Raw genomic sequence first — 25,380 nt, 5'->3', positions numbered from 1 at the left:
ACTCTAGAATTCAAAATATAAAACAGCAAATGCCGCCAGTAAAGTTGCCATGATCACCCCTCGAGCTTCATATACTTGTAATGGCTTTTGAAATTTACCTACCTTTTGAGTCAAGAAAAAGAAAAAAAGCAAAAGGTTCAACAAGGCACCTAAACCAATTAAACTTCCTATAAACCCCTGCTCTACACCTTTTTCAATCACATACTCGAAGGTGTGATCGCTGAAAAAGTAAATATATAGGAAGGTTCCTATTGCGTTTGCAACAATTCCTAAAACAAAACCTTTTAGAATTTTAGCTTTCAAATGCCCAGGTGTTTAATTCCTTTATGTAATGATGCGCAGTTAAGTCAAACTGTGTAGGAACTACTGATATATAATTGTGTTCCAGCGCCCATTCATCAGTATCTTCTCCTTTATCATCGTTTACAAATTTTCCAGTCAACCAGTAATAATCCTTACCGTATGGATTTGTTCTCTTGTCAAACTCTTCCACCCAGTATGCATTTGCTTGTCTGCAAATTTTGATGCCTTTAAGTTCCTCTGCCGTTGCTTTTGGAATATTTACATTGAGCAACACCCCTTTTGCCATGCCATTTTCCAACACCTGCTTGATGATGCTTTCTACATAAGGTCTGGCGGGTTCAAAATCAGCATCAGCATTATAATCGCATAAGGAGAAACCTATAGCTGGTATGCCTTCGATTCCTGCTTCCATGGCTGCACTCATAGTACCGCTGTAAATAACGTTTATCGCACTATTGCTTCCATGGTTGATTCCACTCACACACAGGTCTGGTTTGCGTTCTAGAATTTCATGACTGGCCATTTTGACACAGTCTACAGGAGTACCACTGGTGGTATACTCCTTATGATCGTAGTCATGTAACTTAAACTCTTTGACGTAGAGCGTATCATTAATGGTAATGGCATGTCCCATGGCACTTTGAGGCTTATCTGGTGCAACTACTACCACATCTCCTAGCTGTGATGCGATATTAATTAGGGTTCTAATTCCTTTGGCAGTGATCCCGTCGTCGTTGGTGACCAGAATTAATGGTCTTTTTTTCTCTTTCATAGCTTCCTTAAGGTGGTTAAAATTAAGTAAATTAGCCGTGATGTGATCGCATCTACACTTACATTCATAGAAATGAGTGTGGCACGATTTTTACAACAGTAGAAAGAGACAAATGAACGACCTTATGAACTTCCTAAAAAACAATATTGCAATTGCTGTAATAGCACTAATGGCGGCTACCGCGAGTTGTAGTTTCACCAATAGTTCTTCTATTGACCCAGGCGATAAAGAAAAAGAGCAACTGCTTGTTGAGCTCATTCATCATGTACTAGAACGAAATCATTATTCTCCAGCAGATTTAACAGATCAATTCTCTCAAGATGTTTTCAAAAACTTTGTGTATGAAGTGGATCCTGCGAAAAGATATTTTCTAGCCAGTGATTATCAAGAGTTTCAAACTTTTGAATTCTTAATTGATGACCAGATTAGAGATGGACGTGTTGATTTTTTCAATATTGTTTACGAACGTTTGCTAAAACGAGAGAAAGAGTCAGAAGCTATTTTTAAAGAAGTGATAAACCAGCCTTTCGATTTTGATGCGGAAGAAGAGATCAATACAGATTATGAAAGCATTCCTTATGCTGCCAATCGCAAAGAATTAAAAGACCACTGGAGAAAGTTGTTAAAACTGTCTGCAATCGGTATTTACAATAGTAAGCTTGAAGATCAAGAAGCCAGTGATACTGATGATGAAAATTCCATGAGTAAGGCGTTTACAGAAAAGAAAACTCCTTCAGAGCTAGAAAAAGAAGCTCGTATGGAAGTCAAAAAATCCATGGAGGAAAACTTTGATTTAAGTGATGATGTGGATCGATTGGATTACTTCTCGGTTTTCTTAAACAATATCACGACCCATTTTGACCCACATACAAATTATTTTGCACCGCAAAGTAAAGATCGTTTTGACACTTCTATTAGTGGTACGCTAGAAGGTATCGGCGCTCGTTTGCAGAAAAAGATGGATAACATAGAAATTATGGAAATTATCTCTGGTGGTCCAGCATCAACAAGCGGTAAGCTGGAAAAAGGAGACCAGATTTTAAGAGTCGCTCAAGACAAAGATTCTATTGCCACAAGTATTGTAGGTATGAGAATCAGCGATGCGGTGGATTTAATCAAAGGGCCTAAAGGGACTAAAGTGATCCTAACACTAAAAAAGGTGGATGGAAGCATAAAAGAGGTGACATTGATTCGCGATGTGGTTTTAATAGAGGAAACATTTGCTAAAACTGCTTTGATTCAAGATGATGAAATGAGTTATGGAGTCATCAATCTTCCTAAGTTTTATTTCAGTACGGAAAATGCATCAGCCAGAGCGGCTGGTGATGATGTAGCTAAAGAAATTGTAAAGCTCAAGGCAGAAGGCATGGAAGGTCTTGTTATTGACTTGAGAAACAATGGTGGTGGATCTTTGAGAGAAGTGATAGAGATGGCGGGTCTTTTCATTGAAGATGGACCAATTGTTCAAGTAGGTGCAAAGAACAATAGAACTCAAACTTTGAATGATGATGATGGTGGCAAAATTCTATGGGAAGGTCCCCTGGTAGTTCTAGTTAATGAATTGAGTGCAAGTGCCTCTGAAATTCTAGCAGCAGCATTACAAGATTATGATCGTGCTATTGTAATAGGTAGTAAACAAACCTTTGGTAAAGGAACGGTACAAAACTTCGAGGATTTGAATCGGTATGTACGAACCACAGATTTCGGTGATTTAGGAGCTTTGAAATTGACAACTCAAAAATTCTATCGTGTGAATGGTGGTAGTACTCAACTAGAAGGTGTGAAAAGTGATGTCGTCGCTCCAGACCGTTATTCTTATATAAAAATAGGAGAACGCGATGAAGAATTCCCGCTACCATATGATGAAATTCCGGCTGCTACTTACAGAAAATTCAACGGTTACAGCAATTTGAAAGAGTCCATCGAGGCCTCTCAAGAACGCATAGATCGCAATGAATTCTTTCAATTGATCGACAGGAATGCTGAGTGGTTGGCAGAACAACGGGAGCAATACATGATACCATTGTCGATTAAATCCTATCAATCACGCTTAGCTAATCTCGATAAAGAAACCGATCAATTTAAAAGATTGGATGATTATAAGAACGATTTGAAAGTAAGTTCTTTGAAAGGAGAAATGGCATTAATGCAACAAGACACTAGCCTTGCTGATAAGAGAAATCGCTGGCACTCTAACATTAATGAAGACATGTATATTGAAGAGGCCATCAATGTCTTAAGAGACTTGAAGACCAATAAAATTAAGAGAAACGGTAGCGTGTCCCTTAAAAACTAGCGATGCCCAAAACCGCATCTTTAAGTAAACTCACGCTCCAAAAACTTCGCAAAAGTTTTTGGGGCGTTTTGAGTTTCTGTATCATTTCATTTTTCATTCTGATTGCCTTATTTGCCTATGTGCTCGCACCTGATAGCAGTCAGTATGCTAACCAGATGCATATTTCTATACACTCCCAGCCTCCTGGGTTTGCAGTAGACCTGATTACAATTCCTTCTATCAATCAAAGCTCTAGCGTTCTAGACTGGTGGAACGGTAATGAAACACCAGGTACAGAAATTCCTTTTACTGACTTGAAAAAAATAGATGGAGTCATTGCCTATCAACCTTACGATGTGGATGGGCAGGAGCTTCCTTTCAAACCTCTAGAATTCTATGAAGCTCAAGAATTGGAACTATCTCGCTTTCGCGAAAGCTATACCACCCACAAAACCTTCCTGCTAGGAACAGATAAATATGGACGGGACTTGCTCAGCAGGATGATGATAGGTACAAGAGTGAGTATCAGTATAGGCTTTGTGGCTGTACTGATTTCTTTGTTGATAGGTATACCCCTAGGCGCCATTGCAGGGTATTATGGTGGGAAAATAGATGCCGCAATCATGTGGTTGATTAATGTGACCTGGTCGATACCTACACTACTCATGGTTATTGCCATAAGTATCGCCTTAGGCAAAGGATTTTTGACCGTATTCATCGCAGTAGGGTTAACCATGTGGGTAGAGATTGCTAGGGTGGTAAGAGGACAAATGATTGTAGCCAAAGAATACCAATATGTTACTGCGGCTAGAGCATTAGGGTTTAATGATATGAGGATTATTGCTCGACATATTTTACCTAACATTCTCGCTCCAGTTATTGTAATCAGTGCTGCAAATTTTGCCGCAGCTATTTTGATAGAAGCAGGTTTGAGCTTTCTTGGTTTAGGAGCTCAACCCCCTATCCCTTCTTGGGGAAGTATGATAAAAGATCACTATCAATACATTATTTTAGACAAGGCTTACCTTGCGGTTGTTCCTGGGATTGCGATTATGTTACTGGTGATGGCATTCATGCTTTTAGGCAATTCGTTGCGCGATGCTCTAGACGTTAGGACAAATTCTTGAAAAAGTTCATCTACACGCTCTTGGCCATTGGTTTTATGTTTGCCCTGTTCTGGATTCAGAAAATTCAAAATCAATCGATTTCCAACGAAAATATCGCAGTAGAATCACAAAATGATGCCACATTCAATCGAGCTGATTACCTCCCTACTTCAAACCATCAGGTAGTACATCATCGCACCTACAGCCTCTCTTACAACAAAAAACACGAGCAAGCAGAATGGACAGCGCACATTCTAACTACAAAAGATATCCAGCCTGCAGACTATAAGCGACCCTATTTTGAGATTGATGATATGGTTAGCACTGGTGCAGCCAGTTGGCGCAATTACAAGAACAGCGGTTACGATCGCGGTCATTTGGTACCAGCAGGTGACCGGCGAGGATCCTTAGCAGATTATGAAGAAACTTTTTTGACCAGCAACATCAGCCCACAATTGCATGAATTTAATGCAGGCAACTGGAACGATCTAGAACAAAAAATCAGACGCTATGCAAAAATGGAATCCTTGTATGTAGTAACTGGATCTATCTTGACAGATGATCTCTCAAGCATCGGGAATGAAGAGGTAAGTGTACCAGAATATTTTTACAAAATAGTTTATAAGGACAATAATGGAAAACCAACAATCCTATCTTTTCTAGTACCACATGCCAAAACTGACCGTTCTATAAATGATTTTAAGGTTTCTGTTGACCACATAGAAGAACTGACGGGTATTGATTTTTTCTCACAATTACCTGATGACATAGAAATCAGAATAGAATCCACATATGATGCAACGGGATGGTAATTGTTGCTAATGCTGATAACTCATCCTATGAGCGTCTAGCTTTACAAAAATAAACAGCAGCACTGTAAAGCCCCACAAGCCACTACCTCCATAACTCATAAAGGGTAAAGGAATACCGACGGTAGGCAGTAAGCCTAACACCATACCCACGTTTACAAAGAAGTGGACAAAGAAGATTCCTGCGACCCCATAACCGTAAATACGAGAAAACTGATTGCGCTGGCGCTCAGCCATGATGACCAGTCGGTAGATGAGTAAAACAAATAACACCACGACAGCACCTGCCCCTAGCAGACCAAACTCCTCTCCTATCGCAGAGAAAATAAAATCTGTGTGCTGCTCTGGAACAAAACCACCCTGAGTCTGAGTTCCCTTAAGCAGGCCCTTACCAGAAAGACCACCGCTGCCAATGGCAATCTCGCTTTGGATGATATTGTACTGCACTCCTTGACTGTCATCTAGCCTTCCTAGCACAATGTTAATACGGTTTCTGTGACGTTCTTGAAAGACGTTTTCAAAAATGAAATCTGCAGTAAAAGCAAACGCAATACAGGCAATTAAGACAGCTGCAAACCAAGACACTTGTGGTTTAGAACCTCTTCTATTTTTGTGTCGCTTTCGCGAAAGCGAAAATATTACCCCTACTACTACAAGGCTGATCGCCGCCATCCACCATGGACCTACCAACAGGGAACCGATGAATAACACCAATGCGATAATCGCTAACAACAAGAACCAAAGTGATAATCCTTCCCTGTGCAGTGCAAAAAAGAAAGCGCCATAAACTAATGCACTTCCTGGATCTGGCTGCGGGACGATTAAAATTGCAGGTAATAACACGATCCCTCCAGCAATGAAGAGATGCTTGATATCTCTAACCGAGATATCCAATTGACTCAAGTACTTAGCTAATGCTAATGCCGTCGCAAATTTAGCAAACTCACTGGGCTGCAAGCTCATTGAACCGATACCGTACCAAGAGGTTGCACCTGAAATTTCTTTTCCAAAAACGAACAAACCAGCCAGTGATAACAAGGAAACAACATAAATTACCCCAGCAAAACGTTCAAAAAACTTGACTTCTATCGCAAAAATGAGAACAATCAAGGCTATGGCGAGGATGATCCATAGAAACTGTTTTCCGTAAACCTCATCTATGTCAAAAATAGAGCCGTGAGCTTCAACTGGTGCTGCGCTGTAAATACTTACCCAACCTATCAACACTAGCGCGAGATAGATCAAGATGATGCTGACGTCAAATTTAGGCTTGTCGCCTATGGCACTGTTGAGCACTAAAACTTATTTTCTGAGTTGGGTCGTTGGATAGATACTGGTGGGCCTGGGATTTGCACAGGTGGTCCATTGATTTGAAAGGGTTTACCACTGTAGGGTTTAGCATACTCTTCTTCCAGTGTATGGTTTAATACCCAATCTTCTAAATCAGTTCTAGTGATTTCGCCTTTCAAATGTTTTTCAATCATAAGACTGGCAATTTTTGCTGCATAGCGGGAACCCCAATATCCGTTTTCAATAAATACAGCAATAGCAATTTTAGGATCGTCTTTAGGTGCAAATGCGATAAACACACTGTGGTCAGTTAGTTGTGTAGTAACGCCATTGATTTTAGCAAAATTCTCTGCCGTTCCAGTTTTACCACATATTTCTATTCCAGGAATTTGAACGCTGGAGGCTGTACCCGTTTTGTAAACCTGATTCATCCCCTCGATTACCGGCTCAAAGTGTTTTGCATCTATGGTCGTAAATCTCTTCGTAGTATACTTATCTTCTTGGATAGGCACTCCATCCTTTTCTTTTAGAATATGAGGAGTATAAAAATAACCGCGATTAGCGATGGCTGCAGTCATATTCGCCAACTGTATAGGTGTGGCTACTACCTCGCCTTGTCCTATGCTATTAGAAATAGTGGTCGTAGCATACCAATTGCCACTAGGGTAAACCTTATCATAATAATCACTATCTGGAACGCGTCCCTTTCTTCCTACTGGTAAATCGTAACCTAAAAAGTTTCCTAATCCAAAAGAGGTCACGTGCTTATTCCAAACGTCCATTCCCACGTGGCTATTTTTTTGCCCTTCAATGATCTTCCTATATACTTGTGCAAAATAAGCATTGCAGGACTCGGCGATTCCTCTTTCCATGGACAATGGGCTGGAATGGCTGTGACAGCCTAGTTTTTTGCGACCTCCATAATTATAGCCATGATTGCAATAAAATCTATCGTTTACCGTAATTGCATTTTCCTGTAGCCCAATAAGTGCTCCCAACACCTTAAATGGTGACCCTGGCGCATACTCTGCCTGTAACGCTCTGTTGTAGGTAGGCATTTGTATCGTGTCTCTAATGAGCGCGTTAATGTTTTTAGAACGTTCCCGTCCCATGGTGACACTTGGGTCATAAAACGGTGCGGAGATCAAACTTAGAATTTCTCCTGTTTTAGGCTCTATCGCAACAATACCGCCGCGTTTATTTTCCATGAGTTGCTGACCGTATTCCTGCAATTTGCTATCTAAGGTAACCGTAAGGTTTGCACCCGCTTTTGGGATCGTATCAAACCTTCCATTTTCATAAGAAGCAATTGGCCTACCGAAATTATCTCTCAAAAATCTTTTTACTCCCTTCTTACCACGCAGTTCTTTTTCATATTGAGACTCAATACCGCTTTTACCTATAAGATCTCCCATTTCATAGGATTCATCTACATCAATAACAGCTTGATTCACTTCTCGAATGTACCCTAATACATTAGCGCTGTGATCCACTAGGTATTTACGCAACGATCTGCGCTGTGTATAGAAACCAGGAAACTTGCGTAATTTTTCTTGAAGTGGAGCATATTCCATTTGGGTAAGTTGAGGCATTACAACACTAGGCTTGCGCCAAGACCAGTTTTTTGCTTTCTCAATTTGTTTGATCAAATCTGCCTTGTCCATTTGTAACAAACCGCACAACTCAAGTGTGTCAAATGCTTTTACCTCTCTTGGAACGACCATAACGTCATATGCGGTTTGATTTGCAACCATCAACTGACCGTTACGGTCATAAATGAAACCACGTTCTGGATAATCAAAAACCGTCTTAACGGCGTTCAATTCTGATTTGAGTTTTAGTTCGTCATTAAAAATCTGTAAATACACCAACCTACCCAAGAAAATGAGACCCGTAATGCTCACAAAAAACAGGAGAAGTAACTTCTTCATATTAAGATCTTCTAGGTTTAATTAATAATAACACAGTCATACTTACCACAATACTTGCTATTCCCACACTCAACGTCATTTTTAGAAGCTGGAGTATCTGTGACATGTTAAAAATTACTAGAGTATAAAACACCAAATGATGAATAAACACGCACAACAATAACAATAAGAAAATCCTATCTACACCAGTAGTCAACACTTTGATATTCTTCATTTTATAACTCTCACCATAAACAAGTTTCAACAAGTAAGGCCTTACAATGGTTAAGGTTACACAAGCTGCTGCGTGAGCACCACCCGTATCTTGAAATGTATCCAAAATCAGGCCTAAACCAAAGGAAAGCACTAAAAACAGTAAGCGGTTATTCTCAAATGGGTACAAGAAGATGAATAACACATAAATCATAGGATTGATATATCCCAAAAAGTTGATTTGATCCATCAAAAAGATCTGAAGTACCAATAATCCTATAAACCTGAACGCTATTTTAAAAACATCGTTATTCATTTACCTGCAGGGTATCGATGATTTGAATGGCTTCCTTATCTCTCTTTTTGATAACATAAACATAGCCTAAGTCTGTCATGTCATTAAAAAGTCTTACTTGTATATCGTACCTCGACCCATTGTCTGTCAGTACCGCATTTTCTACTACTCCTATTTGAACATCGGCTGGAAAGGTTGTGGACTGCTGCCCAGTAATTATAGTATCTCCTTTTTTTACACGAGCTAATCTAGGAACATCTATCAAACTCATTGTATAAGGATCAGTACCATCCCAGGTCAAAGACCCAATTGTCGATGTTCCTTTAATTTGCGCATTCAAAGAGATCTCAGAATTTAATATGGAAATGACTCTTGAAAAATCTGCAGAGGTTACATCAACGATCCCTACCAGACCATTGCTTGTAATTACTCCCATATCTGGCTCAACACCTCGTTTACTACCTATATCCAGTGTAATGAAGTTATCTAACTTATCATAAGCGTTTTTAATAACACGCGACGGAATCACGCGGTAAGGTAAACTGTCTGAAAATATCAAAGTAGATTCACCTCCTAGAAGGGTGTCTCCTAATGCTAATAACCGCATGCGCAATCTAGCATTCTCCTCACTCAAATATTGATTTTGCTGGTCCAGATCAAAATACTCATAAATGTCTTTGCGAGTTTCTAAAATCTCTCCGGTAACATTACCTGTGGAATGAATGAAGGTAGTCCTATGGTATTCATGAGATTGAATAGTAAATACCATCGCTACTGAGAACAAGACTAGGTACAACAGCAAATTTCTGTACTTGATCAGAAAATTGATGATATGTTGCATTCTCTATTACTTGTTAGCTAATACGCTTTTGTATTTCTCCAAATTTTTAAGAGTCAAACCAGTACCTCTTACTACTGCTCTTAATGGATCTTCAGCGATGTAAACGGGAAGATCTGTTTTTTGAGACAAGCGTTTGTCGAGTCCACGTAACATAGAACCACCACCGGCTAGGTAGATACCTGTATTATAAATATCAGCTGCTAGTTCTGGAGGAGTTTGAGATAATGTTTCCATTACCGCATCTTCCACACGTAAAATGGATTTATCTAGTGCTTTTGCAATCTCGCGATAACCAATTTTTACCTCTTTAGGCTTTCCAGTCAACAAATCACGTCCTTGAACGTTCATCTCTTCTGGCGGCACTTCTAGATCTTCAGTCGCGGCGCCTATTTGAATCTTAATTTTTTCAGCAGTGCGCTCCCCCACATAAAGGTTGTGCTGGGTACGCATATAATAAACGATATCGTTAGTGAAAACGTCACCGGCAATCTTTACAGATTTGTCACAAACTATACCTCCTAAAGCTATAACTGCGATTTCAGTAGTTCCTCCACCTATATCTACAATCATGTTCCCTTTAGGTTGCATGATGTCAATACCAATACCGATGGCTGCTGCCATAGGTTCATGGATCAGATACACTTCCTTACCGTTTACTCGCTCCGCACTATCCTTTACCGCTCTCATCTCTACCTCAGTAATACCTGAAGGTATACAGATGACCATACGTAATGATGGTGTGAACAGCTTTTTCTTAAGTGCTGGAATTTCTCTAATAAACATAGAGATCATTTTCTCACTTGCATCAAAATCTGCAATAACTCCATCCTTCAATGGACGGATGGTTTTGATGTTTTCATGAGTTTTCCCCTGCATCATTGCAGCTTCCTTACCCACAGCGATAATCTTTCCTGTTGTTCGATCTCTGGCCACAATAGACGGGCTGTCTACGACAACTTTACCGTTGTGGACGATTAATGTATTTGCCGTACCTAGATCGATGGCAATATCTTCTGTGAGAAAATCAAAAAATCCCATAAGAATGAAGTGGAAAAACGTTAGTTATTAGGGCTTTGCAAAACTACCACATTTCTAGTGTTTAAAATGCCTTGTACCAGTAAAAACCATAGCAATATCGTTTTTATTGCAATAGTCAATAGAAAGTTGGTCTTTGATCGAGCCTCCTGGCTGTATAACAGCTGTTATTCCTGCATTATCCGCAATTTCCACACAATCGGGAAATGGAAAAAAAGCATCACTTGCCATAACAGCTCCATCAAGGTCAAAATTGAAGGATTTTGCTTTATGAATGGCTTGATTTAAAGCGTCAACTCTAGAGGTTTGCCCAGTACCACTAGCGCAGAGCTGCTTACCCTTTGCTAGAACGATAGTGTTTGACTTGGTATGCTTGCATATTTTTGAAGCAAACAATAAATCTTCCACTTGGGAATTGGTAGGTTTTTTATCTGTCGCTTCCTTAAAACTCTCTTTCGTATCGGTTTTCAAGTTAGCATCTTGTACTAAATAACCGTTTAATGATGCTCGCACCTCGAGTTTGTTGGTATCTCGCTTTCGCGAAAGCGCACCTTCAACAAGTTCCAGCATGATTCTATTTTTCTTGCTTTTAAGAATCTCTAGTGCAGCGCTATCAAAGGAAGGAGCGATGACCACCTCACAGAATAATTCATTGATTTTTTCAGCGGTAGGCACATCAATTTCTTTATTAGCAATTAAAATACCCCCAAAAGCAGAAACCGGATCGCCAGCTAAGGCGTCAACATATGCATCATGTATACTTTCCCGCTGTGCGATGCCACAGGCGTTGTTGTGCTTAAATATGGCAAAGGTAGGCATGTCATCTACAAATTCGCTCATTAGGTTTACTGCCGCATCAACATCTAGTAAATTATTATAAGACAACTCCTTACCGTGATGTTTGACAAACATCTCATCAAAATTACCGAAGAACCACCCGCGCTGGTGTGGATTTTCTCCATAGCGCAATGGCATCACGTGTTGCTCACTCACCTTTAAGGATTTCTCTAGATCGTCGCCTGCATAGTAATTATAGATGGCGCTATCGTAATGCGAAGAGACGTTAAATGCAGTGGTAGCAAATTTCTTGCGTTGCTCTAGTGTCGTTGACCCATTTCCTGATTCTAAAACCTCTAAAAGCTCTGCATAATCTTGCATGGTCGCAATACACAAAGTGTCTTTGAAATTTTTAGCAGCTGCCCTTATCAATGAGATACCGCCTATGTCTATTTTCTCAATGATGTCTTGCTCACTTGCGCCACTCGCCACGGTATCTTCAAAAGGATACAGATCTACAATAACTATATCGATTTGCGGGATATCAAATTCTGCCAATTGAGCTGGATCTGTTTCATGATCGCGACGGTTGAGAATTCCTCCAAAGATTTTAGGGTGCAGTGTCTTCACACGACCACCTAAAATTGACGGGTACGAGGTTACGTCTTCTACAGGCACAACGGGCACATCAAGTTCTTTAATGAATTTCTCAGTTCCACCAGTGGAATAAATAGTGATTCCCAAGTCTTTCATTTTTCTAACAATGGGAGCAAGCCCATCTTTATGAAATACGGAAATTAAGGCGCTTTGTGCTTTGATTTGGCTCATGATAAAAAGGTAGGTTAGAATCTAAAATGCAAAAATAAAGCAAAGCCTCACCAAAGCTGTTTTTTGACACTAGAAGCTTTAATTGGTTTTGAACCATCGATCAACAAAATGAATGTTTAGTTCAACACTAAAACACCACCTTCAAAGAACAGGGTGAAATCTTGCATCCCAGTTGTAGTTACTGCGTCGCTGATTGTCATCCTGATTTGATTATTTGCCAGCTCCTCTACTACTACAGTACCGCTAGCAAGTTGATCATCTGCATCACCCGCTACAGACGGATCAAATTCTAAAGAATAGGCAAGTTGCGCGGTAAGGTTAGCCTCATTATCTCGGATCAAATAAGTACCAGAAACCTCTCTAGGGTTGTCATTCTTAAACAATACTAATTGAACAATCGCCCCCCTACCTTCTATTACTCCATTTATTGCGGTCAGACCATTGCCTATAAAAACAAATTGATACCCTTCAGTTCCATCAACGGTAACTTGATTTCCTAAAGCCGCCTTCAAATTATAAGAGGTGCGATTGATGGCAAAGTTAGAATCTGAATTAATTGCTGGTGGATTTATAGAGACAGGTTCAAAATCCTCAACATCGTCTTCACAAGAAACTATATATAGACTGAAGAGGCAAATACCAAAAAGCCTTAAAAAATTGACAATTTTCATAAGAATATTTTTATTTCAAAAATGCAACATATTTGATAATAACTCCAAATAAGGTAGAACTCACAATAAGCTACTGTATTTTTAACCATTAATTGTAACATTCTTTGAATCGGTTGGTCTAACCATTGTAAATCTCGATAAAATTAAAATTTAGTACGTATGCTTATCTATCTAAGAGTTCTTAAGGAGAGTTTCTTCTTCGCGCTCAATGCATTACGTACCAATCTATTAAGAACTTTCCTTTCGTTACTAGGCGTTACCATTGGAATATTTGCGATCATTGGCGTTTTGGCCGCTATTGACTCACTAGAAAATGAGATCAAAGACGGGTTAAGTTCCCTAGATATTTCTACAATTTACGTACTCAATAGATCTTTTGGACCTACCGAATTAGAACCCTATCAGTATCAAAATTTCCCAAATGTGAGCTATGAAGAATACCTAATGCTCAAACGCAGTGTCCCAAACCTAGATGCTATCACCTACACTTTTTTCACCGCACCTGAAAATATAAAGTTTGAAGACAAGACAGTTACTGGAGTCGGGATTCAACCACATACTAGCGATTTCTATCAATTAGAAAACTTAAAATTAACCGACGGGCGTTTTTTCAATGATTCTGAAGATGTAAGCGGTTCTCCAGTTGTCGTTTTAGGTTACGAAATAGCACAGAGTCTATTTGATAACACAAACCCTATAGGAAAACGAATACGTTTATATGGGAACAAATTCACAGTGATTGGAGTTTTAGAAAAAGAAGGTGCTGGTGCATTCGGTCCTAGTAAAGATGAATCTGCATTTATCCCTGTGAATTTTGTGAGACGTATCTACAGTGACACTAATAAAAACACCACCACGGCTCTTATAATGAAACCCAAAGCAGGAGTGGATCTTGATGAATTCATGGCTACAGTAGAGCAACGACTGCGCAACTCTCGAGGTTTAAAAGGCGACGATTTGAGCACCTTTTTTATCAATCCGTTAAAAGGATTTGCTGACTTTTTAGATCAAGTTACAGGTGTAATGACTCTTATAGGCGTGATAATCTCTGGGTTTTCAATGCTGGTAGGCGGTTTTGGGATTGCTAACATCATGTTTGTAAGTGTAAAAGAACGCACGAACCTTATTGGGATTCAAAAATCTCTGGGTGCCAAAAGTCGTTTTATACTTTCTCAGTTTTTATTTGAATCTGTAATACTTGCCATTTTTGGAGGTTTGTTTGGATTGTTTTTTGTCTGGCTTGCTACCCTTGGGGCCAACCTTGCTGTTGACGATTTTGAATTTATTCTTTCGCTTAAAAATATCATTTTAGGCACAAGCATTTCTGCTATAATCGGTCTGATAGCTGGTGTCATCCCAGCTTTTGTTGCTGCACGACTGGATCCTGTTGAGGCCATACGTACAGGAATGTAGTAGCCCTTGATATAAAAACGGCCTTTCACACAACTCCCGAAGCTTTATATTTGTTCTAAACTTTACAATTCTTTGGAAGATCAATTTATACTCCACGAACCTGTAACACTAGTTGATCAACTTTCAGCTTCATGGCAGGCACCATCTAACATTGCTCTAGTCAAATACTGGGGAAAACACGGTGTACAATTACCTGCAAACCCGTCTATTAGTTTCACGCTCAGCGATTGTAAAACAATAACTACATTGACCGCTATTAAAGCAGTAAAACATGGTTTTGAAATAAAGTTGGACGGTAAGCTCAAACCTTCATTTGCTCCTAAAATTGAGTCTTATTTCAAACGCATTATTTCCTATTCCCCTTGGATCAAGGAGTATTATTTTACAATAGAAACTACAAACACTTTTCCACACAGCAGCGGTATTGCCAGTAGTGCCAGTAGTATGGCCGCATTATCCTCTTGTATCGTCGATTTAGAATCCCAGCTCACTGGAACTGATATAGATTTGAAAAAAGCAAGTTTTCTGGCGAGGTTAGGCTCTGGGAGTGCTTGCCGTAGTTTAGAAGGGAAACTTGTGGTTTGGGGTTCTCATGATGAAACTTCTGGAAGCTCAGACCTCTTTGGCGTTGATGTCAGCCAGTCATTACATGCTGTTTTTCAAGATTATCAAGACACCATCTTGCTAGTGGATAAGGGAGAGAAAACGGTAAGCTCGACCGTAGGCCATGAACTTATGAATGAGCACGCTTTCGCGAAAGCGAGATTTCATCAAGCCCATAGCAATTTAACAGCCATTAAAGAGTGCCTTTACACTGGGGATCTTGACGGTTTTATAAAAATTACGGAAAGTGAGGCACTAACATTACATGCCATGATGATGACATCGCATCCCTATTTTATCCTCATGAAACCTAACACCTTGTCGATTATCGAGGAAATCTGGGCTTATCGTAAGGAAACTGGCGTTCCTGTTTGCTTTACGCTAGATGCAGGCGCTAACGTGCACATGCTCTATCCAGCAGCACATAAGGATACAGTTGAGCAATTGATTAAGAGTAAATTAGCCCAATATTGTCAAAATGAACAGTATATTTGCGATGCTATAGGCAGTGGTGCCACAGCAGTCTAGACCCTATCTATGAAAGGACCATTATTTTATTCTAAGATTCTTCTCTTCGGAGAATACGGGATTATTAAAGATTCCAAAGGGCTTTCTATTCCCTATAATTTTTATAAAGGCGCCCTTAAAATCGCTGATCAACCTGACGAAAAAGCATTGGCTTCCAATAGAAGTCTTGCTCGTCTTGCAAATCACATTGAAGAGTTAACGAGTCACGACATAGATTTCCCGCCTTTTGATATCGCCGCTATGCGAGCTGATATTGAGGCAGGCATGTATTTTGACTCTAGCATACCCCAAGGGTATGGAGTTGGAAGCAGTGGCGCTCTAGTTGCTTCTATCTATGATAAGTATGCTACTGATAAAATCACTGTACTAGAAAACTTGACGCGAGAAAAACTATTGATCCTAAAAGATATTTTTGGAAAAATAGAGAGTTTCTTTCACGGGAAAAGTTCTGGATTAGATCCTTTAAATAGTTATTTAAGTCTACCTATACTCATCAATAGCCGTGAGGATATTGAACCTGCGGGCATTCCTTCTCAACTGGCAACCGGTAGCGGTGCTGTTTTCCTTTTAGATTCTGGTATGGTAGGAGAAACTGCTCCTATGGTCAATATTTTTATGGAAAGCATGAAAAAAGAAGGATTCCGCAAAATGTTGAAAGAACAGTTTGTGAAGTACACAGATCTTTGCGTTGAAGATTTCTTAAGTGGAAACGTGAAGGGACTTTTTGGAAATGTGAAGAAGCTTTCTGGAACAGTACTAGACAATTTTAAGCCTATGATCCCGCAGCAATTTCACGACCTGTGGAAAAAAGGGTTGGACTCTGGAGATTATTACCTGAAACTTTGTGGATCTGGTGGCGGCGGATACATCCTAGGGTTTACGGAGGATCTTGAAAAGGCAGAAAAAGCCTTAAAAGGCTATAAACTAGAGGTGGTTTACAACTTTTAAGACACGATTATAAGTTATATAAAAAGCTCCTAGATGCCTGCATCTAGGAGCTTTTATTATTTATACTCGTCGCTTAGTTCAACCTAATAGGCTCACCGTATCCCAGTTCTTTCATACGCTCCAGCTGGGTAGCAGCATCACCAACGATCAAATAATACATTTGTCCTGGAATGATGTATTTGCGGGCAAGTTCCTTAATTTGTTCCACTGTCATTTCTTCAACTAGTTCTTGTTGTTCTAAAGCAAAATCAACAGGTTGGTCGTATTTATCGATGACTGTCAGCATGCCTAATTTAGCTTGATCTGTTTCAAATGCAAGTGCTTTTGATTTCACTAAAAAGCTTTTAGTAATGGCAAGGTCTTCTGGACTGAATGAATCTCCGTAATTTTCCAAGATCTCTTTGATCAATTGGGATGATTCTAAGGTAACATTAGAGCGCACACCACTTGACACTGAAAATGGACCTGTGAATTCACTTCCAGAAAAACCAGATCGGATTCCATAGGTGTACCCTTTTCCTTCTCTCAATTCTTGTGTTAGTTGAGAGGCAAATCCACCACCACCTAATCGGTAATTCATTATTTGAACTGGGTAGAAATCTGTATCTGTATATGCTAGTGCAGGATACCCAAATCTCAACACAGACTGCTTAGCTCCTGGCACATCATAGAAATAGATCTTTGATTCTTCCAACACAGGTATAGCCGATAATTTAGGGAAGTTTACCGATTTTGGTTTCCACAGTTTTTCTAATTGTTGCAAAGCAGTAGTTACTTCTTTTTCATCAACAGCACCTACTACTCTGTAACTACTCAAACCAGGCGCTACATAATTAGTGTAATATTTTTTCAGGTCCTTTATGGTGATGTTTTCTATGGAACTATTAGTACCCAAATTGTTTTGTGCCAGAATGTGATCTTTCCCATAGATCAACTTAGAAAACTCATTTGACGCAATGCTATTAGGATCTGATTGTTGCTGAGTTAATTGGCTCGCCACACTTTGCTTCAGCAGCTCAAACTCCTCATCGTCCCATCTAGGTTCTAATAGGATCTCAGAGATCAAATTCATTAATGCCTCATAATTGCGCTTTAATACAGTAGCATTAAGACTGATGCCTTGATCACTGGCAGACACGAAAACAGAAGCGCCTAAATCATCAATAGCTTGCTCCAGTTCTTCTGTGGTTCTATCCTTAGTCCCTTTCAACAACATTCTGGACAATAAGTTTGAAACGCCAATCTTATTTGGATTTTCCAACAGTAAACCTCCTTTGATTTCTAAATCGATATTAACTAATGGAACTTCGCTAGTCGTGATTCCGTAAACATTAATTCCATTAGAAAGAGTTGTTTTCCAAACTTCAGGAATCTTAAGCTCCAGTGAAGGTCCATATTCTGGCTCTACTGATCTATCAAAACTAGAAGGCGTGCGTTCATAAGTAGCGATTACATTTGGGTCCACATCTGCATCCACGTTATTTTCAATCTGTTCCTCTACCACCTGGGCAAGATCTGAATTTTCTAAAGCGAGTTCTGCAGCTCCTTTTGGAACAAAGCTGGTAGCTATATAGTTTTTGTTCTTGATATACCTCTCGTAAACGTCCATAACATCTTCCGCTGTCACTTGTTGAATTCGTTCGAGATCTTGATTGATGTAATCAGCCCCTCCAGCAAATATTTCGTATTGGGCTAATTGAAAACCTTTTCCTAAAACGCTGGAAAGACCACGATAGAATCTAGTTTCTTGTTGTGCTTTGATGCGGTCTAAATCATCTTTGGAAATTCCGTTTTTCTCAAAATCGGCGAGACCTAAATAAATCGCATCCTGTACTTTGTTTAAATCAACACCGTCGTAGGCACGAACTGCAATATTGATCTCGCCTGCAAGCTCTGCGTTTTGATCACTCATGGAAACCCTGCTTGCCAACTTTAAGCTGTCAACAATCACTTTATTAAGCGGTGCTGATTTCCCAGAACTCAAATAGGTTGATAGAACACCCAGCGCATAGCTGTCCTTGTCGTAAAGTGGAACTCCTGGCCATACCATACTTAATTGCGGTAAAGCTGCAAAGTTGTCCTCATAATACAATCGCTTACTGACTGGAATTTGAACCGGTTGTTTTTGTAATGCAGCAACTGGAGCACCTGAGGGAATTTCTGCAAAGTATTTTTCAATCCATTGTTTTGCCTCTCTAGGGTTAAAATCACCAGCAATGGTTAATACTGTATTATTAGGCGTGTACCATTTTTTATAGAACTCTTTGACATCGTCCACGGTAGCATTTTGAAGATCTTCTAGTGATCCAATCACTTGCCAATTGTAAGGATGTCCTACAGGATAGAGGTTTTTACCGATCACATAATTATCGTGTCCATATGGACGATTATCGACTGCTTGTCGTTTCTCGTTTTTTACGACTTGCTTTTCTTTAGCTAGTACGGGTTCAGTTACCGTGTTGATGAAGTAGCCCAGTTTATCAGCTTCTGCCCAAATCATTTTTTCAAGGGCGTCACTAGGCACCGTTTGAAAATAATTGGTACGGTCTCGATTTGTGGATCCATTAGCTCCAGAACCTCCTATTCTAGCGCTCATAGCGTCTAAGCCACCTTTTCCCAGGTTTTCAGATTCTAAGAATAACAAATGCTCAAATAAATGGGCAAATCCAGTACGTCCTTCCTTTTCTCTTGCTGAACCTACATGGGCTGTCAATGCGACTCCAACCACTGGGTCTGAATGATCCTCATGCAGCAAAACGGTTAAGCCATTGTCTAATTCATATCGTTCAAAGTTAATTTCAAAAGAGCTAGATGGTTGCTGCGCCATTATATTCAAGCCCGTGAATACTAAAAATAGAATGAAGCTGCAGGTTAATTTTAAGTTCATAACGATATTATTTAAGGCAGGTAAAAATAAGCTATAGGTGCTTAGTTATAAAAAAGCCGCTTATTGTAAAGCGGCTATTCTATTTTTTAAATGTGAAGGTATGTTCGCTTTCGCGAAAGCGAACTTTACACTACATCGAGGTAATTATAAACTCAGAACGACGGTTCAACTGGTGCTGTTCCTCACTACACGAAACACCGTCTGAACATTCATTGACTAGCTCGCTTTCTCCATAACCCTTAGAGGTCAACCTTGAAGGATCGATCCCCTTATTGATCAAGTAGTTTCTCGTGCTAGCCGCACGGCGACTGGATAAGCGTTCATTGTATTCTTCAGTTCCTCTGCTATCTGTATGTGACCTGATATCGATAATCATGGTTGGGTTATCCTCTAGAACGGCAAGAACTTTTTGTAACTCCAACTCCGCATCCTCACGTATAAATGATCTGTCAAAGTCAAAATAGATCGGGTTCAAATTCAGTAATATTGCGAGGTCATCGCCAACTCCTCCTTTAACAGATTGTGGTTCTAATTCGATATCTAAAACCAGTTCTCCTTTTACTGATGGTGTGTTGATTATTTCTTCTGCCGTATTGTAACCCATTTTTTCCGCACGAATGAAGTATGTCTTGTCGCATTCCAATTCAATGGCATATCTACCTTTTGCATTTGAATTGGTTACTACCAGTATATTGTTCGAATCATCAATAAGGGTAATTCTAGCAGATTCTAATATTTGATTGGTTATTTGATCAGTGATTACTCCACTTACTACTTGTTCACAGATTTCCTTAAGATCCTCAATTTGATCAAATTTATAAATGTTGTCATCTGTACCACCATTTCTATTACTACTGAAATAGCCTTGCTTCAAACTTTCATCAATAATAAATGCGAAATCATCATCCACACTATTGATGGACTCTCCAATATTGACGGGCCTATCTAGAGATCCATTCTTATTAATTTTAGACACATAGATATCTAAACCACCTAAACTCTGGAGCCCATTACTTGCAAAATATAGATTTCCACTTTCACTTACAAAGGGATAACTTTCACGACCCTCTGTATTAATCACGCTCATATTCTCTGCCTCACCAAACTCTCCATTTTCAAAAACAGCGACTCTCCATATGTCTGTTTGTTGAAATCTTTTATCATCTCCCATAGTTCCAGGCATGTTGCTTGCAAAATATAAGTACTTCCCATCTGGCGTCAATGCAGGATGCGTTGTGCTGTAACTATCTTCTGAAAAACTAACAATTTGCGGCTCACTCCACTCTCCTTCAACTTTTACAGACTTGAAAATTTGTAGATTATTGATGCGATTTTTATCGCGTCTTAAATCTTTGTTCTCATAGTTGTTTCTGGTAAAGTAAACTGTGTTAAGATCTGCACTGAAAGTTGGGGTGCTCTCGTGAAAGATGCTATTGATGCGATCATCAAATGTTCTCGCATTAGTTAACGAACCATCCTCAGCCCTATCTGCTACATACAAATCTAAAAACGGCATATTATTCCATGAGTGTCTTCTCTTTCTGAACACTCCAGAATCTCTTGCACTAGCAAAAACGACTTGTTTAGGACCATAAAATGCACTACCAAATTCTTGGTAGCTTGTATTTATAGAAACTGATTCAATATCAAATCTTCCTTTTTGATAATCTATCTTATCTAAATAATCAGGGTTGTTCACTAAGTTTTTCAACCTAGAATCCAGTGAACCTCTCTTCATTTTGAAGTTTTTCAACAACAAGTCTGCTTTTGCATATTGCCTATCACTTTTTAAGGCTTGAGCATATCTAAAGTAATACTCTGTAGGAATGGACTCATTCTCTAACTTGAACAACTCTTCATACCATTTCAACGCATTTTTATAATCGTTATTGAAATAATAGGTGTCTCCTAGTTTAGAGAATATCTCTACGCTTTTGTAACCACGATCTGCCATACGCTCCAGGATTTGTCTAGAATCTATAAAGGCGAACTTCTCATAAGTCTTTTCTGCTCGATTAGGTATGGGTTTTGTTGTTTGCGCTTTAGCGAAAGCTAAAACCATTAGCATTCCTACAAGTAATATATTTTTGGTGTAATTTTTCATATCTAAAGTTTAGAAGAATCGAGGAGTCAACATACGATCGTAAGATTTAAACATTTCAAATCTTAGAAAGACCTCAAAACTACCATCTTGGTACTGGGTGTTTCCTAATTCTGTGGTGTCTCTATCGTATGCCAGTCCAACTAAAAATTGATCGCTAACTTGATAAGCTAACATTCCACTAACTGCTGCGTCTAATCTATATGCAGCACCTAGAGTAAGCTTCTCACTAATCAAAAAGTTAGCAGACACGTCTACTTGTAAAGGTGCACCTGAAACAGCTTTGATCATGGTACTAGGCTTAAATTTTAATGATGGGTTGACGTCAAAAACATAACCACTTGTAAAGTAGTAATGAATTCGCTCCGCTGCAACAAATGACTGTCTGTTGTCATTATTTGAAGGTTCAAAATGCTCGTTTCTCAATAAATTGGGAGCACTTAAACCTGCATAGAACTTATCTGAATGGAAATACACACCCGTACCTATATTAGGAGTAAAACGGTTGTCAATATTTTCTTGAAATGCACCATCTGTAGGATCAAAAATGTTCAACTCATTAAAGTTTACATCTAGAACATGACCACCTAATTTAAGTCCAAAACTTAAGTTGCTCTCTATTCCAGTTTGTATGGTGTAACTAATATCTCCATTAAAATAAGTCTCGCTGGATGGTCCAATTTTATCGTTGACTATTGACAGTCCTAAACCTAAGGCTCCGAGACCGACTGGGCTATGAACGCTTAAGCTTTGGGTCTCAGGAGCTCCCTCTAATCCTACCCACTGGCTGCGGTGCAAGGCGACAGCGCTCAACATCCCGCGATTCCCAGCATAAGCTGGGTTTATCGCGATGGTGTTGTACATATACTGCGTGTATTGAGCGTCTTGCTGCGCCATTCCACTAAGTCCAACTAGAAGAAGGAATATGCTAATTAAAAATTTCATCATTCTCTGTTTGTGATTATTAACTTTCATAATTCCTATCTCTGAATGTAGATATAACCTGCTTTAGACTTTCCATTACCCTCAAGATCTAAATACTTGAAGATGTAATAGTAGGTTCCTACTGGTAATTCCTCATTTTGTTGAATAGTGATCCTACCTTCAGAAATACCACGGAACACTTGTCCATTAGCTCCATAGTTATCGGTATCATAAACCTTCACACCCCAACGGTTGTAAATCTCTAGAGTATTATCTGGGTAACATTCAATTTGATCAATCACTAGGAAGTCATTTCTCGTATCGCCATCAGGAGAAATCCCGTTGAATACAAGTGGTTCTCCACATTCCTGAACTATTTCTTCATCAAATTCAAGGTAATCAAATATTCCATCGCCATCTGTATCTCTAGTGTTTCCAGTATTAGGGTTTTGATCTCCATCTGGATCTGGACCTTCATCGATAGTATCAAATGGATCACCATCATCGTTCGTATCTAGATAATCTGGAATACCATCACCGTCTGTATCTTGATCTGTTGGGTCATTATCGCCATCGTAATCTTCATAGATGGTATCAACCGTATCACCATCATCATCTACATCACGAAAATCTACATCCTCTGTACCATCAAGGTCAGGAAGTTGGGATGGATCTCCGTCTAGATCTAATCCATCTGGATCTCCATATCCACTGGTATCCCCATCAAATGCATCATCAAGACCATCGATATCTACATCTGCTCCACTAGGTGTCACATCTGCTACACCATCGTGGTTGAAGTCATGACCTTCTAATCTATCACGAACATTGTCATTATCAGAATCGTCATCAAGATAATCTTGAATGCCATCTCCATCAAAGTCAACTTCTTCAATAGGGCTTCCATTGGTATCATAGGCATCATCAACACCATTGTTATCAGAGTCTACCCCTAATGGTGCAATGTAACCAAATGTGTCTTGAGACTCCACGTTGTCTGTGATACCATCGTTATCAGAATCTTGATCTAGATAATCAGGTCTAGAATCAATGTCAGTAGCTCTAGGCGCGTTTGAAACACCTGCTCCATCAATACCACCGTCTTCCGCTGCATCTGGAATACCGTTCACACCTTCTGGTCCATCTACTCTACCGTCATTGTCTGCGTCAAGGGCACTGTTTCCAGTTTCATTAACATCATAGATACCATCATCATCACTATCTAGATCTAAGTGATTTGAAATCCCATCACCGTCAGTATCAAATTCCGGATTGACTACACCATCATCGTTACCAACTAGAGGGTCGTTGTCATCATCATCTAAGTAGGCTGGTACACCATCACCATCGTTGTCGATGTCTGGATTGGAACCAACTTCTACAATATCTGGAATACCATCATTATCATCATCTTCATCAAAAAATGCGGTATCATCTAAAGAATCAAGATAGTTAGGAGTGCCGTCCCCATCTGTGTCATCATTTGTAGGATCTCCATCATTATTTACATCTTCACCCTGATTAGGATCATTATTAGGACCACCTTGCTCAAAGGTAAGCAAGCCATCCTCATCGTCATCTTGATCTCTAAAGTCCGGATTGTCATTCAATCCATCGCGATTAGGTAACTCAAACGGTGTAGTGTCGACAAGCTGTCCATTTGGATCTTCAAAGTCTCCAATTGACCCATCAAACGCATCGTCCAGACCATCATTGTCAATATCATTTCCTGTAGGGGTAATGTCAGCTATACCATCAGCATTGAAATCACTGCCCTCTATAGAGTCTGGAACATTGTCACCATCGGAATCTAAATCCAAGTAGTCAGGAAGACTGTCTTGATTTGCATACCCAAAATCAACCTCTGTATTTACTGGATTAATTGGAGAACCATTCGTATCGTAAGCATCATCTACACCATTCTGATCAGAATCTGTTCCTGAAGGAAGTATGTACCCATTAGAGGATTGAGCTTCCACATTGTCTGGTATCCCATCCCCATCAGAATCAAGATCTTTATAGTCAGGTAATGTATCTGAATCCAAGTCAGATTCTAATGGTGGTGTACTTACACCCGCTCCATCTACACCACCATCTTCAGCTGCATCTGGAATTCCATTTGCCCCTACTGGACCATCTACCATACCATCGTCATCAGCATCTAGATCATTATTTCCAGTTTCTACTACGTCATAAATTCCGTCATCATCAACATCTAGATCTAAGTGATTAGGTATCCCATCGCTATCTAAATCTGAAGCTGGATCTACTAATCCGTCAGCGTTATCTACGAAGAAATCATTATCATCGTCATCTAGATAAGCTGGAACTCCATCTTGATCATTGTCAAGGTCTGGATCTGCTCCGTCTAACTCGACTACATCGGTGATACCATCATTATCATCATCTAGGTCAATTGGATCTGGTATTCCATCGTCGTCAGAATCTATATAGACAATAGTTGGATCATCTGGATCACCATTTCCATCTTGATCTACATCATCAAGATTGTTTGGATCATCAGATATATCTGTAACATCATCACCTTGAGGATTTGTTGCTGTACCTAAAATAGAGTTCAAGGCTCTCGTATTAGCAACGTCTTGAGCCGTTATCGTTCTACTCGCTACTGCAGATACAGTTTGACCTGGTGCTAATGAGGCAAAGCTTGAAGGAATTAAAGTTCCTGCATCTGCATTTGCATCAGTCAGTATTAAGTTAGTCAAAGTCACATCTCCTGTATTTGTAACAGTGATGGTATACGTAAGTACATCTCCAGCTTGAGTGAATAATTGCTGATCTGCTATTTTCAAAATACTGAAACTTCCAGGGTCTTGAGGCAAATCTGTCA

At 39.6% G+C, this 25,380-nt stretch carries 19 protein-coding genes; 6 read left to right on the top strand and 13 right to left on the bottom strand.

The window, feature by feature from the left end; all coding sequences use genetic code 11:
- Window positions 1-3: 3 nt before the first annotated feature.
- Both NMS_RS06875 and surE read right to left on the bottom strand, forming a co-directional pair.
- Window positions 4-303 (bottom strand): hypothetical protein, encoded by a 300-nt coding sequence (locus tag NMS_RS06875; protein ID WP_041496044.1) that lies wholly within the window; start codon window positions 301-303, stop codon window positions 4-6.
- Window positions 293-1,075: a 5'/3'-nucleotidase SurE gene (gene surE, locus NMS_RS06870; protein WP_041496043.1), complete on the bottom strand. Its 783-nt coding sequence runs from the start codon at window positions 1,073-1,075 to the stop codon at window positions 293-295. Before surE ends, NMS_RS06875 begins: the two co-directional genes overlap by 11 nt.
- Before the next feature lie 112 nt (window positions 1,076-1,187).
- Between surE and NMS_RS06865 the strand changes: the two genes are divergently transcribed.
- Genes NMS_RS06865 through NMS_RS06855 form a run of 3 tightly spaced genes read left to right on the top strand, consistent with a single transcriptional unit; the run spans window position 1,188 to window position 5,268 of the window.
- Window positions 1,188-3,371, top strand: a complete 2,184-nt coding sequence (locus tag NMS_RS06865) for a carboxy terminal-processing peptidase (RefSeq protein ID WP_231862369.1) — start codon at window positions 1,188-1,190, stop codon at window positions 3,369-3,371.
- A 2-nt stretch (window positions 3,372-3,373) separates the two neighbouring features.
- Window positions 3,374-4,477, top strand: a complete 1,104-nt coding sequence (locus NMS_RS06860) for an ABC transporter permease (protein WP_041496042.1) — start codon at window positions 3,374-3,376, stop codon at window positions 4,475-4,477.
- Entirely contained in the window at window positions 4,474-5,268 is a 795-nt protein-coding gene (locus NMS_RS06855) for a DNA/RNA non-specific endonuclease (RefSeq protein ID WP_041496041.1), read from the top strand. Before NMS_RS06860 ends, NMS_RS06855 begins: the two co-directional genes overlap by 4 nt.
- A gap of 6 nt (window positions 5,269-5,274) precedes the next feature.
- Here the strand turns inward: NMS_RS06855 and rodA are convergent, their stop codons facing one another.
- The 7 genes from rodA to NMS_RS06820 all read right to left on the bottom strand — a co-directional run bounded on the left by rodA (window position 5,275) and on the right by NMS_RS06820 (window position 13,125).
- Window positions 5,275-6,561: a rod shape-determining protein RodA gene (gene rodA / locus NMS_RS06850; RefSeq protein ID WP_041496040.1), complete on the bottom strand. Its 1,287-nt coding sequence runs from the start codon at window positions 6,559-6,561 to the stop codon at window positions 5,275-5,277.
- On the bottom strand, window positions 6,561-8,486 hold the full coding sequence (gene mrdA / locus NMS_RS06845) for a penicillin-binding protein 2 (protein ID WP_052476805.1): 1,926 nt from the start codon (window positions 8,484-8,486) through the stop codon (window positions 6,561-6,563). Before mrdA ends, rodA begins: the two co-directional genes overlap by 1 nt.
- Before the next feature lies 1 nt (window position 8,487).
- Window positions 8,488-8,928, bottom strand: a complete 441-nt coding sequence (locus NMS_RS06840; RefSeq protein WP_231862368.1) for a hypothetical protein — start codon at window positions 8,926-8,928, stop codon at window positions 8,488-8,490.
- Window positions 8,929-8,986: 58 nt separating this feature from the next.
- On the bottom strand, window positions 8,987-9,814 hold the full coding sequence (mreC, locus tag NMS_RS06835) for a rod shape-determining protein MreC (RefSeq protein WP_041496038.1): 828 nt from the start codon (window positions 9,812-9,814) through the stop codon (window positions 8,987-8,989).
- A 6-nt stretch (window positions 9,815-9,820) separates the two neighbouring features.
- Entirely contained in the window at window positions 9,821-10,852 is a 1,032-nt protein-coding gene (locus tag NMS_RS06830; protein WP_041496037.1) for a rod shape-determining protein, read from the bottom strand.
- Window positions 10,853-10,906: 54 nt separating this feature from the next.
- On the bottom strand, window positions 10,907-12,454 hold the full coding sequence (purH, locus tag NMS_RS06825; RefSeq protein ID WP_173405820.1) for a bifunctional phosphoribosylaminoimidazolecarboxamide formyltransferase/IMP cyclohydrolase: 1,548 nt from the start codon (window positions 12,452-12,454) through the stop codon (window positions 10,907-10,909).
- 116 nt (window positions 12,455-12,570) lie between these two features.
- Window positions 12,571-13,125, bottom strand: coding sequence for a hypothetical protein (locus NMS_RS06820; RefSeq protein WP_041496035.1), 555 nt, complete (start codon window positions 13,123-13,125; stop codon window positions 12,571-12,573).
- A gap of 159 nt (window positions 13,126-13,284) precedes the next feature.
- Here NMS_RS06820 and NMS_RS06815 point away from each other — a divergent pair, with 159 nt between their 5' ends.
- The 3 genes from NMS_RS06815 (at window position 13,285) to NMS_RS06805 (ending at window position 16,617) form a co-directional block, all read left to right on the top strand.
- Window positions 13,285-14,538, top strand: a complete 1,254-nt coding sequence (locus tag NMS_RS06815) for an ABC transporter permease (protein WP_041496034.1) — start codon at window positions 13,285-13,287, stop codon at window positions 14,536-14,538.
- 72 nt (window positions 14,539-14,610) lie between these two features.
- On the top strand, window positions 14,611-15,669 hold the full coding sequence (locus NMS_RS06810) for a diphosphomevalonate/mevalonate 3,5-bisphosphate decarboxylase family protein (protein WP_052476804.1): 1,059 nt from the start codon (window positions 14,611-14,613) through the stop codon (window positions 15,667-15,669).
- A 9-nt stretch (window positions 15,670-15,678) separates the two neighbouring features.
- Window positions 15,679-16,617, top strand: a complete 939-nt coding sequence (locus tag NMS_RS06805) for a mevalonate kinase family protein (protein ID WP_041496033.1) — start codon at window positions 15,679-15,681, stop codon at window positions 16,615-16,617.
- 73 nt (window positions 16,618-16,690) lie between these two features.
- On the opposite strand, the gene NMS_RS06800 is transcribed toward NMS_RS06805, so the two are convergent.
- The 4 genes from NMS_RS06800 to NMS_RS06785 form a co-directional block, all read right to left on the bottom strand.
- Window positions 16,691-19,504, bottom strand: coding sequence for a M16 family metallopeptidase (locus NMS_RS06800; RefSeq protein WP_041496032.1), 2,814 nt, complete (start codon window positions 19,502-19,504; stop codon window positions 16,691-16,693).
- Between the two features lie 130 nt (window positions 19,505-19,634).
- Window positions 19,635-21,608, bottom strand: a complete 1,974-nt coding sequence (locus NMS_RS06795; protein WP_041496031.1) for an OmpA family protein — start codon at window positions 21,606-21,608, stop codon at window positions 19,635-19,637.
- 9 nt (window positions 21,609-21,617) lie between these two features.
- The gene (locus tag NMS_RS06790; RefSeq protein WP_084217634.1) at window positions 21,618-22,553 is read right to left on the bottom strand and encodes a PorP/SprF family type IX secretion system membrane protein; all 936 of its coding nucleotides are present in this window, start codon (window positions 22,551-22,553) and stop codon (window positions 21,618-21,620) included.
- A 32-nt stretch (window positions 22,554-22,585) separates the two neighbouring features.
- Window positions 22,586-25,380: T9SS type B sorting domain-containing protein (locus tag NMS_RS06785; RefSeq protein WP_052476794.1), on the bottom strand; the 2,795-nt coding region annotated here is incomplete at its 5' end.

The sequence above is a fragment of the Nonlabens marinus S1-08 genome (genome assembly GCF_000831385.1).
Classification (GTDB): domain Bacteria; phylum Bacteroidota; class Bacteroidia; order Flavobacteriales; family Flavobacteriaceae; genus Nonlabens; species Nonlabens marinus.
Note: the sequence above shows the minus strand (reverse complement) of the source record. Positions and strands in the feature narration are given on the sequence as shown.

Bases quoted from the DNA above. Each gene is read 5' to 3' on its own strand.
- surE (WP_041496043.1), bottom strand. From the start codon at position 1,075: ATGAAAGAGAAAAAAAGACCATTAATTCTGGTCACCAACGACGACGGG.
- NMS_RS06865 (WP_231862369.1), top strand. From the start codon at position 1,188: ATGAACGACCTTATGAACTTCCTAAAAAACAATATTGCAATTGCTGTA.
- NMS_RS06860 (WP_041496042.1), top strand. From the start codon at position 3,374: ATGCCCAAAACCGCATCTTTAAGTAAACTCACGCTCCAAAAACTTCGC.
- mrdA (WP_052476805.1), bottom strand. From the start codon at position 8,486: ATGAAGAAGTTACTTCTCCTGTTTTTTGTGAGCATTACGGGTCTCATT.
- NMS_RS06840 (WP_231862368.1), bottom strand. From the start codon at position 8,928: ATGGATCAAATCAACTTTTTGGGATATATCAATCCTATGATTTATGTG.
- mreC (WP_041496038.1), bottom strand. From the start codon at position 9,814: ATGCAACATATCATCAATTTTCTGATCAAGTACAGAAATTTGCTGTTG.
- NMS_RS06830 (WP_041496037.1), bottom strand. From the start codon at position 10,852: ATGGGATTTTTTGATTTTCTCACAGAAGATATTGCCATCGATCTAGGT.
- purH (WP_173405820.1), bottom strand. From the start codon at position 12,454: ATGAGCCAAATCAAAGCACAAAGCGCCTTAATTTCCGTATTTCATAAA.
- NMS_RS06820 (WP_041496035.1), bottom strand. From the start codon at position 13,125: ATGAAAATTGTCAATTTTTTAAGGCTTTTTGGTATTTGCCTCTTCAGT.
- NMS_RS06815 (WP_041496034.1), top strand. From the start codon at position 13,285: ATGCTTATCTATCTAAGAGTTCTTAAGGAGAGTTTCTTCTTCGCGCTC.
- NMS_RS06805 (WP_041496033.1), top strand. From the start codon at position 15,679: ATGAAAGGACCATTATTTTATTCTAAGATTCTTCTCTTCGGAGAATAC.
- NMS_RS06800 (WP_041496032.1), bottom strand. From the start codon at position 19,504: ATGAACTTAAAATTAACCTGCAGCTTCATTCTATTTTTAGTATTCACG.
- NMS_RS06795 (WP_041496031.1), bottom strand. From the start codon at position 21,608: ATGAAAAATTACACCAAAAATATATTACTTGTAGGAATGCTAATGGTT.
- NMS_RS06790 (WP_084217634.1), bottom strand. From the start codon at position 22,553: ATGATGAAATTTTTAATTAGCATATTCCTTCTTCTAGTTGGACTTAGT.